Source organism: Bradyrhizobium sp. GW821-FHT13H06, from assembly GCF_058803975.1.
On the sequence record NZ_JBXAPN010000001.1, the window covers coordinates 978,397 to 992,342 of the forward strand.

Here is a 13,946-nt window from a genome sequence, read left to right on the forward strand (position 1 = left end):
CCCTATCTTGAGCCTATGACGGTGCATTTCCCCTTCCAGAACTCCTATTCGGCGCTGCCGGACAGCTTCTTTGCCCGCGTCGCGCCGACCCCGGTCGCCGCCCCCCGGCTGATCAAGCTGAACCGGCCTTTGGCAATCCAGCTCGGGCTGGATCCGGACCTGCTGGAGACCCCTGAGGGTGCCGAGATCTTGGCCGGCAAGACGGTTCCCGCCGGCGCCGATCCCATCGCCATGGCCTATGCCGGCCACCAGTTCGGGCATTTCGTGCCCCAGCTCGGCGACGGCCGTGCCATCCTGCTCGGCGAGGTCATCGACAAGAACGGCATCCGCCGCGACATCCAGCTCAAGGGCTCGGGCCCCACCCCGTTCTCCCGCCGCGGCGACGGCCGCGCCGCGCTGGGTCCGGTGCTACGCGAGTACATCGTCAGCGAGGCGATGCACGCGCTCGGCATCCCGACCACGCGCTCGCTTGCCGCCGTCGTCACCGGCGAGCACGTCATCCGCGAGACCGCGCTGCCCGGCGCGGTGCTGACCCGCGTCGCCTCCAGCCATATCCGCGTCGGCACCTTCCAGTTCTTCGCCGTCCGCCGCGACACCGAGGCGGTGCGCCGGCTCGCCGACCATGTGATCACCCGCCACTATCCGGACCTGCTCCAGGCCGAGCGGCCCTATCACGACCTGCTCGCGAGCGTCGTCGCGCGCCAGGCCGAGCTCGTGGCGCGCTGGCTGCTGGTCGGCTTCATCCACGGCGTGATGAACACCGACAACACGTCGATATCAGGCGAGACCATCGACTACGGCCCCTGCGCCTTCATGGACGCCTACAACCCCGCGCAGGTCTTTTCCTCGATCGACGAGATGGGCCGCTACGCCTATGCCAACCAGCCGCGCATCGCGCTGTGGAATCTGACGCGCCTCGCCGAATGCCTACTGCCGCTGTTCTCCGACGAGCAGGAGAAGGCGGTCGCCGAAGCCCAGGACATTCTCGGCGCCTTCTCCGACCAGTTCAGCGCGGCCTATCAGGCCGGCCTGCGCAGGAAGGTCGGCCTGTTCACCGAGCGCGACGGCGACGAGGCGCTGATCCAGGACCTGCTCGACGCCATGGCGAAGAACCAGGCCGACTTCACCCTCACCTTCCGCAAGCTCGGTGACGCCGCAGCTGGCGACGCAGCCGACGCGCGCGCGCAGTTCATGGAGCCCGGCGCGTTCGACGAGTGGGCCGGACGCTGGCGCGCGCGCATCGCGCTGGAGCCGCAGAGCGCCGCCGAGCGGCAGGCCGCGATGCACGCCGTCAATCCGCTCTTCATTCCGCGCAACCACCGCGTCGAGGCCGTGATCCAGGCCGCGGTGAATGATGACGATTACGCGCCGTTCGAGGAATTGGTGCAGGTGCTGGCCAAACCGTTCGATGAGCAGCCGGACTACGCCGCCTACGCCGATCCGCCGCTGCCGGACCAGAGGGTGCTGCAGACATTCTGCGGGACATGAGGCGGGCGCGACCGCGCACCACCATCTCTAATTGGTTCACTGCAGGGATTGCGCCTTCCGCGGTGCATCCTCCTCCCGCGGGCGTTGTGGACACGTCCCGCGCACGGGAGCCGCTGTCATCAAACTGAAACACACGCGCTCTAACCGCCTGTCAGGGTCGTCTTGCCGGAGACGTCCATCCTCCAACCGTCCCGACAGCGCGCCATGCCCTTCAAATTCATCCACCTCACCGATACGCATCTCGCGAACCCCGGGCTGAAGCTCTATGGCCTCGACCCGCGCGCCCGGCTGGACGCTGCGATCGCCGACATCAACCAGCATCAGTCCGATGCCGCCTTTGCCGTGGTGACAGGCGATCTCACGCATTGGGGCGAGCCGGACTCCTACACCAATTTCGCCGAGGCGATGGCTGCGCTGAAAATCCCCTACATCGCCATGGTCGGCAATCACGACCGCCGTGTCACCTGCCTCGATGCGCTGAAGGCCGCGCCGCGCGATTCCAACGGCTTCGTGCAGGGCACGCGCACCACCGAGCACGGCCTGTTCGTCTTCCTCGACACCTTGGACGAGACGAGCCACGCCGGCGAGATGTGCGCTAAGCGCCTCGGCTGGCTGGCGAATACGCTCGCCGCCGCGCCCGCGGACATGCCGCTCGTGGTGTTCATGCACCATCCGCCCTTCCCGGTCGGCGTGCACGCGATGGACGAGATCGGGCTGAAGCAGAGCGCGGAGTTCGCCGAGGTGATCGCGCCTTATCGCGCGCGCATCCGCCATCTCTTCTTCGGCCATGTGCACCGGCCGATCTTCGGCAGCTGGGGCAAGATCCCGTTCTCGACCCTGCGCGGCACCAACCATCAGGTCTGGTTCGAGCTCGACCAGAGCGCGCCGCACCTCGCCAGCCACGAGCCGCCGGCCTACGGCGTCGTGCTGATCGACGACGAGAACCTCGTCGTGCACAGCCACGACTTCCTCGACCAGAGTCTGCGCTTCCCGTTCGCCCCGCCCGCGGGAATGGATGGCCGCGACTATGCGCTCAGTTTCCCGGCGCGGTGAGATGAGCCTCGCCGAACCCGCGACTCTCTCCGTCGCGACCCCGGCAGCGCCGCGCCTGCACATCCTCGAGCGCGTCACGAAGCGTCTCAAAGCCTCGCTGCCGGCCTATCTGCTGCTGCTGCCCTCGCTGGTCTTCCTCGCGCTGTTCACCTACGGCGCGATGGGCCGCGTGCTCGTCGATGCGCTCTATCAGCGCGCCACGCCGAAGGCGCCGCTGCGCTTCGCCGGTCTCGACAATATCGCGTCGGTGCTGGCCGATCCTGCCTTTACCGGCGCCGTCGTCAACAACCTGATCTACGCCGTGGGCACGGCGGTGCCGAGCATCGCCCTCGCGCTGCTGTTCGCGCTGGCGCTTGCGCGCACCCATGCCGTGAACAGCGCGCTGCGCGCCGCGCTGTTCCTGCCGGTGTTGATCCCGATGGTCGCGGCGTCCGCGCTGTTCCTGTTCATCTTCCTGCCCAATGTCGGCCTGCTCGACTACTACATCGGCCGGCTGCTTCCGGTGCTGCCGAACTGGCTCGGCGATCCCGACATCGCGCTCTACGCGATCATGATCATCACGATCTGGAAGAACGCCGGCTATTACATGCTGTTCTTCCTCGCCGGCCTCCAGGCCGTGCCCGAGGACGTGATGGAGGCCGCGCATCTCGACGGCGCGGGCCCATATCAACGCCTGCGCCACATCATCCTGCCGGAGCTCAAGCCCACCTTCCTGTTCGTCACCGTCATCGCCATCCTCAACGCGGTGACGCAGGTCGACCACGTCTTCGTCATGACGCAGGGCGGGCCGTCCAATTCGACCAGTCTGGTGCTGTTCTACATCTACCAGCAGGCGGTGGAGCATTACGACATCGGCAAGGCCTCGGCGGCGACGCTGCTGACGCTCGCCGCGCTGATGGGCCTCACCGCGCTCTCCTTCCGCACCATGGCGAACCGCGAGGGCGGGTCATGAAGCTGGTCGACCGCCTGTTCAGGGACGCACCGCTCGCCACAAGGGGCGAGATCACACCGAAGCTCGGCTTCGCGCTGACGGTGCTGCTTGCGATCGTGTGGCTGATCCCGTTCCTGTGGATGGGCGTGGCGACGCTGCGCCCGGCCTCCGACGGCATCAACGCCATGGCCGAGCTGATGCCGAGCCTGAAGCCGACGCTCGACAATGTCAGGGACGCCTGGGAGATCGGCGATTTCCCGCGCTACACGCTCAACACCACGATCATCTGCACCGGCATCCTGCTGGTGCAGTTCGTCACGATCACGCTGGCGGGCTTCGCCTTCGCCCGCCTCGACTTCGCCGGCAAGACGCTGATCTTCTACCTGTTCCTGATGCAGCTGATGCTGGTGCCGGTGCTGCTGATCGTGCCGAACCTGAAGCTCGTGGCGCAGCTCGGCCTCTACGACACGCTCGCCGGCGTGATGATGCCGTTCTTCGCGTCGGCCTTCGGCACCTTCCTGATGCGGCAGGCGTTCGAGGCGATCCCGACCGAGCTGGAAGACGCCGCCCTGATCGACGGCGCCAGCCTGTTCCAGCGCATCCGCCACATCTACGTGCCGCTGTCGATGCCGAGCTTCTCCGCGTTCGCCATCATCTCCGTGACCAGCCACTGGAACGACTTCCTGTGGCCGCTGATGGTGATCAATTCGCCGGACAAGCGTCCGCTCACGGTCGGCCTCTCGGTATTCACCAAGACCGCCGAAGGCACGCAGGCCTGGGGCACCATCGCCGCGGGCACGCTGATGGTGATCGCGCCGCTGCTCGTCACCTTCCTGATCTTTCAGAAACGCTTCATCAGCTCTTTCGTCACCTCAGGCATCAAATAGGAGATTTTCCGATGCTGTTCTCCCGCAGGCTCATGCTCGGCCTCGCCATGGTTGGCGCTCTGGCCTTTCCGGCGCTGGCCGAAGGTCCCACCGAGATCGATCTGTTCTTCCCCGTTCCCGTCGACGGCAAGCTCGCCCGCGACATGGGCACCTTGATCAAGGAGTTCAACGAGACCCATCCCGGCGTCAAGGCGACCGCCGTCTACACCGGCTCCTACGACGACACGCTGATCAAGACGCGCGCCGCGATCAAGGCCGGCAAGCCGCCGGCCGCGGTGATCATGTCGGCGAACTTCCTGCTCGACATGCAGATCGAGAACGAGCTCACCAATCTCGACAGCCTGATCGCTGCGGACGGCATCACCAAGGAGAAATTCCTGGGCCAGTTCTTCCCGGCGCTGCAGGGCAATGCCGTGATCAACCGCTCGGTCTACGGCGTGCCGTTCCACAATTCGACGCCGCTGCTCTACATCAACGCCGACAAGGCCAAGGAAGCCGGCCTCGATCCAAACAAGCCGCCGCAGACCTGGGCCGAGCTCACCGACTGGGCCAAGAAGCTGACCAAGCGCGAAGGCGACAAGGTGACCCAATGGGGCATCGCGATCCCCTGCGCCTACGACTATTGCGGCTGGATGATGGAAACGCTCACCATGAGCAATGGCGGGCGCTACTACAACGAGGAGTTCGGCGGCGAGGTCTATTACGACACGCCCTCGATGCTCGGTGCGCTCACCTGGTGGAACGACCTTGTCTACAAGCACAAGGTCCACGTCCCCGGTGCGACGCCCGGCCCTGCCGTCAACACCTCCTTCATCTCCGGCAATGCCGCAATGATGATGCTGTCGACGGGATCGCTGACCTATGTGCGCGACAACGCCAAGTTCAATTACAAGGTCGCCTTCATCCCGCGCAACGTCCGCAACGCCGTGCCGATCGGCGGCGCCTCGCTGATCGTTCCGGCCGGTCTCGAAGCGGAGAAGCAGAAGGCCGCCTGGACGCTGATCAAGTGGATGACCTCGCCCGAGAAGAGTGCCTGGTGGAGCCGCGCCACCGGCTATTTCGCGCCCAACATGGCCGCCTACAAGACGCCCGACATGGTCGAATTCCTCAACAAGAACCCGGACGCCAAGACCGCCGTCGAGCAGCTCGACGTCGCCAAGCCCTGGTTCGCGACCTACAAGACCGTCCCTGTCCGCAAGAACCTCGAGGACGAGGTGATGCTGGTCCTGAACGGCAAGAAGCAGCCGAAGGAAGCCCTCGCCGCCGCCCAGAAGGCCGCGGACGAGACGCTCAAGCCTTACAATGCTGAGACGTCGCTGAAGCTGCCGTGAGGCCGCCGACAACGGCAACAAACATCGGCGCTCCGTCATGCGGGGCGTCGAATTCGTTTGGGCCGGTCTGTCCATTAACTCCCCGTCCACCATGCGGCCCGCCCCGCCGCCGGTAACCACGAGAATTAACAGACCCTCAACGTGCTCCCGACAAATCTATCAATGTTTCTGGAGATTTCGCCGTGGATCTGTTGGTTATCGAGTTCCTGGGACTGGCTCTGGTCGCCATGTGCGTCCTCGTGGTGGCGCTGCCCTGCGCGCGAAAATCCTCGCAGCGGGTCCGCTACGAATAGGATTTTCGTCGGAAAAAGGCGCTTCCGGCCTAAAAGCAAGGCTCGAATTCGCTCAGAGCCCCTTGACATCACAGCACTTTCGGCAGAACGGCTGATATCACGTGTCATGGGCCGTTCATGGATTTGATTACCACCACCGCTGACCTCGCGGCTGCCTGCAGCCGGCTGGCCAAGCACCCCGTCATAACAGTCGATACCGAGTTCCTCCGCGAGACCACCTATTACCCGCTGTTGTGCGTGGTGCAGATGGCCAGCGCCGAGGAGGCCGTTGTCATCGACACCCTGGCCGAAGGCATCGACCTCAAGCCGTTCTTCGAGCTGATGGCCAACGAGGGCGTGCTGAAGGTGTTTCACGCCGCCCGCCAGGACATCGAGATCATCTGGCACCAAGCCAACATCATCCCGCATCCGGTGTTCGACACCCAGGTTGCCGCGATGGTGCTCGGCTACGGCGACAGCATCGCCTACGACGCGCTGGTCGAGAAGGTCACCGGCCACCGTCCGGACAAGACCCACCGCTTCACCGACTGGTCGCGACGGCCGCTGACCAAGGAGCAGATGCATTACGCGGTGTCCGACGTCACCCATCTGCGCGACGTGTTCGCCGCGCTGGACGCCGACCTGAAGAAGCGCCGCCGCAGCGAATGGGTCTCCATCGAGATGGAGGTCCTGACCTCCCCCCGCACCTATGATTTTCATCCCGAGCGCGCCTGGGAGCGGCTGAAGACGCGGGTGCGCAAGCCCAAGGACCTCGCGGTGCTGATGGAGGTCGCGGCCTGGCGCGAGCAGGAGGCGCAGAGCCGCGACGTGCCGCGCGGCCGCGTGCTGCGCGACGAGGCAATCACCGACATCGCGACCCACGCGCCGACCACGCTGGAGAAGCTCGCGCATCTGCGGTCGGTGCCGAAAGGATTCGAGAAATCCAAATGGGGCGCGGACATCGTCGCGGCGGTCGAGCGCGGGCTGGCGCGGGACTTTACCAAGCTGCCAAAGCTGGAGAAGCCGCGCAACAACTCCAACGGCGCCGCCATCGTCGAGCTGCTGAAGGTGCTGCTGCGGATGACCGCCGAGCGCCATGCGGTCGCAAGCAAGGTCATCGCGACCGTCGATGATCTCGAAGAGATCGCGGCGGACGACGAAGCGGATGTACCGGCCTTGCGCGGCTGGCGCCGCGAGCTGTTCGGCGACGCTGCGCTGAAACTGAAGCGCGGTGAGCTCGCACTGGCCATCGAGAAGGGCCGCGTGATCGGAGTGCAGCGGGGGTAACATTCAGCCACGCGGACCAACTGTTAGCTCGTCATCCTGAGGTGCGAAGCGTACGGTGCAGAGCACCGTACGCGAAGCCTCGAAGGATGAACGCCCGCTGATGCAGTCGGGCCGTCGCCCTTCGAGGCTCGCCGAAGAGGCGAGCACCTCAGGGTGACGGCGATGGAGTTGCGCTGGCGCCTACGCCGGCGTCAGCTTCGCCACTTCGCCCTTCATATCATTCAGCACGCCGGAGATCGCCCCGACCAGCTCGTCGATCTGGGCCTTGGTCGTGATCAGCGGCGGACAGATGGCGATGGCATCCAGCATATTGCGCGAGATCACGCCGCGCTCCTGGAGCATGCGGCTGGCGATGCCACCGACCGCGCCCGGCGTCGCCGCCGCGGTCTTGCGGCCCTTGTCGAGCACGAGCTCGAGGGCTGCGATCATGCCGACGCCGCGGACCTCGCCGACCAGCGGATGGCTGGCGAGCTCGCGGAGCCTGCCTTGCATGTAGCCGCCGAGTTCGGCGGCATGCGCGACCAGGCCGCGCTCCTCGATGATCTTGAGGTTCTCCAGCGCAATCGCGGAGCCGACCGGATGGCCGCCCGCGGTGAAACCGTGGCCGAGCACGCCGATCTTGTTGCTCTCGTCCGCGATCGGCTCGAACATGCGATCGTTCAGGATGATCGCCGATAGCGGGAAATAGCTCGAGGTGATCTGCTTGGAGACCACGATCGCGTCGGGCTTGATGCCATAGGTCTCGCAGCCGAACATCTTGCCGGTGCGGCCGAAGCCGCAGATCACCTCGTCGGCGACCAGCAGGATGTCGTACTTCTTCAACACCTTCTGGATCTTGTCCCAATAGGTCGCCGGCGGCACGATGACACCGCCCGCCCCCATCACCGGCTCACCGAAGAAGGCGGCGATGGTGTCAGGCCCCTCCTTCTGGATCAGCGCATCGAGCTCCTCGGCGCGGCGCGTCGCGAAATCTTCCTCGCTCTCGCCGGGGGCGCCGTCCTTGTAGAAATGCGGCGAGCCGGTGTGCAGGATGTTCGGCAGCGGCAGGTCGAACGAGCGGTGGTTGTTCGGAAGGCCGGTGAGGCTCGCGGAGGCGATGGTGACGCCGTGATAGGCACGCAGGCGGCTGATCACCTTCTTGCGCTGGGGCTGACCGAGCGCGTTGGAACGATAGGCGATCAGCTTCAACACCGTGTCGTTCGCCTCAGAGCCGGAATTGGTGAAAAACACCTTGCTCATCGTAACAGGCGCGAGCGCGACCAGCTTCTCGGCGAGGTCGATCGATGGCCCGTGCGATTTGGCGGAGAAGGTATGGTAGAACGGCAGCGCCTGCATCTGCTTGTGCGCCGCCTCGACCAGCCGCTTCTCGTTGAAGCCGAGCCCGACGCTCCACAGGCCTGCCATCGCTTCGAAATAGCGCTTGCCCGTCGCGTCGAAGACATAAGGCCCCTCGCCGCGTTCGATCACGAGGGGGCCGGCCTGCTGATGCGTGCGCGCGTTGGTGTATGGATGGAGCTGATAGGCCACATCCCGGGCCTCTTGCGAATTGGGCAGCATGGACATTTGCGAAGATCCTTGAAAGCGTCACGTCGCAGGCAGAGCCGGCGTCATCACTTGATGGCAAGTACCTTGGCTATTGCGACAGCGCAAAACATGCAACGCCAATTCGTCGGCAGCAAACGCTCAACAGCGATGCACAAAGCCGCATGTCACAAATCCGCACATGACAGGACCGCACATCACAGAGCCGCACGGTGGCAGCTCTCACGCCGCGCCGTCGTCGCCATCGTCGTCGGCGGCGGCACTGGCTTCCCGCACCTCCACCAGCGCCATCGAGAGCAAGTAGAGGGTCGTGGGCAGACCAAGCCTGCGCGCCCTCTCGGCGGCACGCGAGAGATCGCTCGCCAGCTCCTTGAGCTCCTTCCCCCGTGACAATCTCTCACCCCATCCGCCGGTTGCGGACGCCTACACCGCAACGGCGCCGCTGGTTCTGATCAGTTCGGCGCTGGACTGCATTGTAGCAAAATTTCCGATGACATTCACTACCGCATACCTGTAGGTGGCGGCATCGTCCGTGCCCGGCTGCCGGCAAGCCGCGGCGTCAGTGACCACCTGGTAGCGATGGCTGCGATGAAACCCGTCGACGGCGGTGGCCAGGATAGTCTCGTCCAGGGAAAAGCCGATCAGAATGCAGCGCGTGGTGCGGATACTGGACATGTAGTCTACAAACCGCGACGAGCTGTAGGCGGACGGCAGCGGGTGCTCGAACGTCATCTCCCCCGGCCGCGGCCTGGTTTCCGCGATCCAATCGGTCAGCCCGGATGCCGGATTGAACCAGGCCGCCTGCGCGATGCGCTTCAGATGCATGACCGGCCACAAATTGCTGCGCCACAGCGTGAGGAGTTCCAGGCAACGCGCCGTCACCGCATCGCCGTCGAGGACGACATGGCGACGGCCGGGGGTCAGATATTCGACCTGAAGATCCGCACAGACCAGTATCGGCGGATCATCATACATGGAAGCCAGCATCTCGTTGCGCGCAGCTGCACCAGTTTCAACGGTCGGCAAATGCGAGGTCTCGCAGCGGTGAGGTCACCGCCCGCCCCGCCGAGGCATCAAGCACGCCAGGCCGGTCCCAATCGCCCTCGGGACGGATGATCACATAGGGATCGCTGTCCAGCGTGATGGCGTCCGGGCCCGGCTCGATCTCCAGCAACATTTCTGTGTAGGAGAAATCCGAGAACGTGATCTTGCGATTGTGGCCGAGCGGCTTGGCGCCGAAATGTGCCCAGAAATCGACCAGCCGGTCCTGCGCCTGGCCGTAGATCTTGCGAAAGCCCTTGCGCTTCACATAATCGACGCTGGCCTGCACCAGCTTGAACGAGACGCGCGAGCGCCGATATTGGTGACGCACCGCGAGCCGCTCCACCTTGGCGAAATCGCCGAAGAACCGCACCCGCAGGCAGCCCGCAGGCTCGTTGCCGACGAAGCCGATGAAATGCGCGGCAACCATGTCATTGCCGTCGAACTCCTCCTCGAACGGACAATCCTGCTCGGCGAGATAGACCGCCGAGCGGATGGCAGTCACCAGCATGAGATCGTTCGGATCGCGCGCGAGACGGATGGTGATGGCGCGGGAACAAGGCTTGGCGAGAGGAATCCTAGTACCGTGCATCTGCAAAGCTCCTTGATTGGATGATCGCGCCTGGCATGCGCATCGGCTGCCGATGCCAGGGACGCTCGTAGCACCAAAGGTCGGGTTGGAAGCTCGGGACAGGCGCAAAGCCCGTCGCCTTCATGATGTCGCGTCCGGCCACCGTTGACGGCTGCGCATAGCAATCCGCGCCGCGAAACCTTATCTGCCGCAGATGAGCCGCGGCCTTGCCGAGACCGGCGATGCCGCGACCCGTCGCCGCGATCGCCCAGATGTAGATGGCTGCGACGTCTTCGTCCGCCGACGCGAGATGGTGCGTCTCGGGCGCGGTGAGGCAGATCTCGTCGAGCAGCAGCGCATCGTGTCCGCGATCGTTGAGAAACAGGAAGGCCATGCCGCCGACGAGGCTGCCCTTCCGGCTGAACGTCAGGATACTCTGAGGATCGAACGTGAAGTACCTCGCAAGCTCCGCTGCGCCGATCTGCACGCCCGGCACCAGCCGCTGCGCCATATCCGAAAGCGCCGCGATTTCGGAGAATTGCGCGCAGCGCACGTCGACATCCGGGCTCAGCGGCAAGGCGTCGAAATCGTGCCTTGCGGCAAACGGGCCCCTTTCCATACTCATATCACGCCTCTATCGTTCGAGGCTTTCGTGCCCCGCTATGACGATGAGCTTAGCGGTTGGGGATCAGGAGTATGCAGCAGTTATTGCACCGGGGTGCTGCGATGATGCAGCACCGTGAAGAAGCCCTGGACGCGTCCTGGGACGATTTAAAGCTGTTTTTAGCTTGCGCAAAATATAAAAGTTTCCGCAATGCGGCCGAAGAGCTCGGGCTCACCTCCACGACCCTGATGCGCCGCGTCGATCGGCTCGAAGAGAGGATCGGGTGCAAGCTGTTCCTGCGCGACCAGAGCGGACTCACGCTCAGCGATGAAGGCACCGCAATGATCGCCGACGTTGCGCATATGGAGCGTCATGCCTTCAACATCTTCCGCCGCGCCTCGCGATCGTCGAACGACACCTCGGGCACCGTGCGCGTCGCAGTGACAGAAGGCCCCGGTAATTTCTGGATCCTGCCGCGACTGATCGACTTCCAGAAGACCTACCGCAAGATCACGGTCGACCTGCGCTGCGCGATGGAGCAGGCCGACGTCGCGCGGCTCGAATCCGATATCGCGATCCAGCTCGAGCCGCCGACCAATCCCGATCTGATCGTCGCCAAGCTCGGCCGTCTCCACATCTATCCCTTCGTCTCCAAGGAGTACGAGACTCTCTACGGCGTGCCGACAACGCTCGCCGAATTGAAGAACCACCGCATCATCAAGCAGAGCGCGCCGCAGGTCGACGACGGCGCCTATGCCCGTGTGCTCGGGCTGAACTCGCTCGAGGGCATCGTCGGGATCAAGACCAATTCGTCGGTCGGCGTGCTCTATGCCGTCGAACGCGGCGCCGGCATCGGCTTCCTGCCGACGGTGTCGATCGCGCTCGGTGCGTCGCTCGTTGCCGTCGATCTCGGCGTCAGCCACCACGCCGATCTCTGGCTCACCTATCACAGGGAGTTCCGCACCTCCGAGCGTCACAAGGTTGTGGTCGACTGGCTGAAGAAGATCTTCGACGCCAGGACCTATCCCTGCTTCCGCGACGAGTTCATCCATCCGAATGCGCTGGTGCCGATGATGACGGCCGCGCGCGAGGGGTTTGGATTGGCGGGCTACGTCGCGGCAACGCCGACCTGAGCGCGGACGAGCTTCAGCTCACCATTTGTATTCGAAGCCAACGGTACCCTGGTGCAAGGTGAGCTCGTTGCGAAACTTGCCGTCGTAGTTGACGTAAAGCCGTGCCACGTTGGTCAGGCTGAGCGAAGCCGAGGCACCGGCGTCCGCGCCGTAGCGGCTCTCGCCGATGCCGGGGACCACGATGCTCTGGGCGCCCAGGCTGACCTGAATCGATCCCAGGTCCTGGTGGAAATTGTCGACGAGCTTGCCGTAGGCCGAGAGGTCCAGAATCTTCTGGTCGAAGATGAAGTAACGGCCGATCTCGGCGCCGATCATCATGCGTGCGCGGGAGAGCGCCGTCGAGCCGACGCTGAGCGGATCGAGACCGCCGGATTCCTGGAATGCGGCACTGGTGGCGCGCACATATTCGAGCGCGCCCTTGGGCACGATGCGCATCTGGTCCCTGGTCCAGTAATAGCTGATCTCGGTCAGCGCGCCGTCGACCGCGGCGTGATAGCCGGCGGTCGCAAGGCCAAGACCTGTGTCGCGGCTGGACCGGACCTTGCCGAAACCGTGCACCACGGCAAAGGCCCAGGTCCATGGACCCTTGTCGACCGAACCATTGAAGCCAAGCTGGGTCAGGTCGAGCGTGGCCGACTGGAGCGCGAGCGGCACGTCGATGTCGGTGTGGCTCTGGTCGATGGAGAAGCCGATGTTGACACCGGGCGCGAGCCGCGCGCCGAGGCCGGCGACGCCGCCAAACGTCCTGCGCTTGTCGCCGACGAAATCGCCCTGCGCCTCAGTGCGGACCGAGATCCCGTAGCCCTCGAACCAGGTACGGTAGCGCGGATCTTCCGTGCTTGCGGAAGCACCGCCGCCGCCGGAATTGGTCCGGAACGATCGGTCGAAACCATTGGCGGCCTGGTTGCCCAGCCGCTCCAGAAATCCCGAGCCGAAATTGAGCATGCTGTTGCCGGCCGACTGATCGTAATTAATCGCGGTCGGCATCGGGACCGGGGTCGGCGACGGTGTGGGCGTCGGGGTGGGTGTCGGGGTCGGAGTGGGCGTCGGACTTTGCGCGAGGACGGATGTCGCGGCCGACATCGTTACGACGAGCGCAAGCGCGATGGCTGCAAACGTGTTGGCGACCGCTGCCGCGATCCGGCGGACGCGGTCCAGCCCGATCGTCTGCCGTGTCCCGGACGGCTGCGAGGTGCAGCGCATGACGACTAAATCCCAAAGCAAAGGGCGGCCCGCAAAAATGCAACACGAGCGGCTCGCGCCGTGTCGCGATTTGTGCCGAACTGCAACGGAGGGTCAACCGGTTGGCCCGCTGTCCCCGAGGCTATTGCCCTCGATTGTGGTTCCGCGGCCACAGGTCGCAAATAGCAGACGATGGTACCAACCGCGGTCTTGAAATTCGCGCTCTGCTTGCTAACGCGCGATTTTCATGTTGCAATATCGGCCACAATCGGAATTGGCCGCTCTGCTGTGCGTTTCGCGACATTGAGACTCAAGACTCGAACAGGCTTCCGGAAAACCCGTTTGTGGCGTGGCACGCGAAAAGCGGCCGCGTCTTTTTTTATCTAGTGGAGGAGACTAGCGATGCCGCAAAAGGGCACCGTCAAATGGTTCAACCCGACCAAGGGTTATGGGTTCATCAAGCCGAACGGCAGCGACAAGGACGTGTTCGTCCATATCTCCGCCGTCGAGCGTGCCGGACTCTCCACCCTCAACGAGAACCAGGCGGTTGAATTCGACCTCGTGGAGAACCGCGGCAAGACATCCGCGGAGAACCTCAAGGTCTCCTGATTTCTCTCGCGTTCG

General features: G+C 64.4%; 14 protein-coding genes. 8 read left to right on the forward strand and 6 right to left on the reverse strand.

Annotated elements, in window-relative coordinates; translation table 11 throughout:
- The first annotated feature begins 15 nt into the window (after nt 1-15).
- The 6 genes from AC1RQP_RS04705 (at nt 16) to rnd (ending at nt 7,249) form a co-directional block, all read left to right on the forward strand.
- Nucleotides 16-1,488: a protein adenylyltransferase SelO gene (locus tag AC1RQP_RS04705; RefSeq protein WP_492936081.1), complete on the forward strand. Its 1,473-nt coding sequence runs from the start codon at nt 16-18 to the stop codon at nt 1,486-1,488.
- Between the two features lie 204 nt (nt 1,489-1,692).
- Nucleotides 1,693-2,541: a phosphodiesterase gene (locus AC1RQP_RS04710; protein WP_492936082.1), complete on the forward strand. Its 849-nt coding sequence runs from the start codon at nt 1,693-1,695 to the stop codon at nt 2,539-2,541.
- Nucleotide 2,542: 1 nt separating this feature from the next.
- The gene (locus tag AC1RQP_RS04715; protein ID WP_492936083.1) at nt 2,543-3,493 is read left to right on the forward strand and encodes a carbohydrate ABC transporter permease; all 951 of its coding nucleotides are present in this window, start codon (nt 2,543-2,545) and stop codon (nt 3,491-3,493) included.
- Complete coding sequence (locus AC1RQP_RS04720) at nt 3,490-4,359, forward strand: carbohydrate ABC transporter permease (RefSeq protein WP_492936084.1); 870 nt, start codon at nt 3,490-3,492, stop codon at nt 4,357-4,359. The genes AC1RQP_RS04715 and AC1RQP_RS04720 overlap by 4 nt, the downstream gene beginning before the upstream one ends.
- 11 nt (nt 4,360-4,370) lie before the next feature.
- Nucleotides 4,371-5,690 carry an ABC transporter substrate-binding protein gene (locus tag AC1RQP_RS04725; protein ID WP_492936085.1) on the forward strand — a complete coding sequence of 440 codons (1,320 nt, stop codon included), beginning with the start codon at nt 4,371-4,373 and terminating at the stop codon, nt 5,688-5,690.
- A gap of 410 nt (nt 5,691-6,100) precedes the next feature.
- The gene (rnd, locus tag AC1RQP_RS04730) at nt 6,101-7,249 is read left to right on the forward strand and encodes a ribonuclease D (protein ID WP_492936086.1); all 1,149 of its coding nucleotides are present in this window, start codon (nt 6,101-6,103) and stop codon (nt 7,247-7,249) included.
- A 180-nt stretch (nt 7,250-7,429) separates the two neighbouring features.
- On the opposite strand, the gene AC1RQP_RS04735 is transcribed toward rnd, so the two are convergent.
- The 5 genes from AC1RQP_RS04735 to AC1RQP_RS04755 all read right to left on the reverse strand — a co-directional run bounded on the left by AC1RQP_RS04735 (nt 7,430) and on the right by AC1RQP_RS04755 (nt 11,028).
- The gene (locus AC1RQP_RS04735) at nt 7,430-8,812 is read right to left on the reverse strand and encodes an aspartate aminotransferase family protein (RefSeq protein WP_239623279.1); all 1,383 of its coding nucleotides are present in this window, start codon (nt 8,810-8,812) and stop codon (nt 7,430-7,432) included.
- 201 nt (nt 8,813-9,013) lie between these two features.
- Nucleotides 9,014-9,184, reverse strand: a complete 171-nt coding sequence (locus tag AC1RQP_RS04740) for a hypothetical protein (RefSeq protein ID WP_239623278.1) — start codon at nt 9,182-9,184, stop codon at nt 9,014-9,016.
- A 30-nt stretch (nt 9,185-9,214) separates the two neighbouring features.
- Nucleotides 9,215-9,778 (reverse strand): isochorismatase family protein, encoded by a 564-nt coding sequence (locus tag AC1RQP_RS04745; protein ID WP_492936380.1) that lies wholly within the window; start codon nt 9,776-9,778, stop codon nt 9,215-9,217.
- A 25-nt stretch (nt 9,779-9,803) separates the two neighbouring features.
- Nucleotides 9,804-10,424 carry a GNAT family N-acetyltransferase gene (locus tag AC1RQP_RS04750; RefSeq protein ID WP_124158925.1) on the reverse strand — a complete coding sequence of 207 codons (621 nt, stop codon included), beginning with the start codon at nt 10,422-10,424 and terminating at the stop codon, nt 9,804-9,806.
- Nucleotides 10,411-11,028, reverse strand: coding sequence for a hypothetical protein (locus tag AC1RQP_RS04755; RefSeq protein ID WP_239623277.1), 618 nt, complete (start codon nt 11,026-11,028; stop codon nt 10,411-10,413). The genes AC1RQP_RS04750 and AC1RQP_RS04755 overlap by 14 nt, the downstream gene beginning before the upstream one ends.
- Nucleotides 11,029-11,099: 71 nt before the next feature.
- Between AC1RQP_RS04755 and AC1RQP_RS04760 the strand changes: the two genes are divergently transcribed.
- Nucleotides 11,100-12,140, forward strand: coding sequence for a LysR family transcriptional regulator (locus AC1RQP_RS04760; RefSeq protein WP_194387676.1), 1,041 nt, complete (start codon nt 11,100-11,102; stop codon nt 12,138-12,140).
- An 18-nt stretch (nt 12,141-12,158) separates the two neighbouring features.
- Here AC1RQP_RS04760 and AC1RQP_RS04765 read toward each other — a convergent pair whose 3' ends face one another.
- Nucleotides 12,159-13,343, reverse strand: coding sequence for an autotransporter outer membrane beta-barrel domain-containing protein (locus AC1RQP_RS04765; RefSeq protein WP_492936087.1), 1,185 nt, complete (start codon nt 13,341-13,343; stop codon nt 12,159-12,161).
- A gap of 381 nt (nt 13,344-13,724) precedes the next feature.
- Between AC1RQP_RS04765 and AC1RQP_RS04770 the strand changes: the two genes are divergently transcribed.
- Complete coding sequence (locus AC1RQP_RS04770; protein WP_028180514.1) at nt 13,725-13,931, forward strand: cold-shock protein; 207 nt, start codon at nt 13,725-13,727, stop codon at nt 13,929-13,931.
- Nucleotides 13,932-13,946: the final 15 nt, after the last annotated feature.

Bases quoted from the DNA above. Each gene is read 5' to 3' on its own strand.
- AC1RQP_RS04760 (WP_194387676.1), top strand. From the start codon at position 11,100: ATGCAGCAGTTATTGCACCGGGGTGCTGCGATGATGCAGCACCGTGAA.
- AC1RQP_RS04715 (WP_492936083.1), top strand. From the start codon at position 2,543: ATGAGCCTCGCCGAACCCGCGACTCTCTCCGTCGCGACCCCGGCAGCG.
- AC1RQP_RS04750 (WP_124158925.1), bottom strand. From the start codon at position 10,424: ATGCACGGTACTAGGATTCCTCTCGCCAAGCCTTGTTCCCGCGCCATC.
- AC1RQP_RS04755 (WP_239623277.1), bottom strand. From the start codon at position 11,028: ATGAGTATGGAAAGGGGCCCGTTTGCCGCAAGGCACGATTTCGACGCC.
- AC1RQP_RS04770 (WP_028180514.1), top strand. From the start codon at position 13,725: ATGCCGCAAAAGGGCACCGTCAAATGGTTCAACCCGACCAAGGGTTAT.
- AC1RQP_RS04710 (WP_492936082.1), top strand. From the start codon at position 1,693: ATGCCCTTCAAATTCATCCACCTCACCGATACGCATCTCGCGAACCCC.
- AC1RQP_RS04765 (WP_492936087.1), bottom strand. From the start codon at position 13,343: ATGCGCTGCACCTCGCAGCCGTCCGGGACACGGCAGACGATCGGGCTG.
- AC1RQP_RS04725 (WP_492936085.1), top strand. From the start codon at position 4,371: ATGCTGTTCTCCCGCAGGCTCATGCTCGGCCTCGCCATGGTTGGCGCT.
- AC1RQP_RS04735 (WP_239623279.1), bottom strand. From the start codon at position 8,812: ATGTCCATGCTGCCCAATTCGCAAGAGGCCCGGGATGTGGCCTATCAG.
- AC1RQP_RS04705 (WP_492936081.1), top strand. From the start codon at position 16: ATGACGGTGCATTTCCCCTTCCAGAACTCCTATTCGGCGCTGCCGGAC.
- rnd (WP_492936086.1), top strand. From the start codon at position 6,101: ATGGATTTGATTACCACCACCGCTGACCTCGCGGCTGCCTGCAGCCGG.
- AC1RQP_RS04720 (WP_492936084.1), top strand. From the start codon at position 3,490: ATGAAGCTGGTCGACCGCCTGTTCAGGGACGCACCGCTCGCCACAAGG.
- AC1RQP_RS04745 (WP_492936380.1), bottom strand. From the start codon at position 9,778: ATGCTGGCTTCCATGTATGATGATCCGCCGATACTGGTCTGTGCGGAT.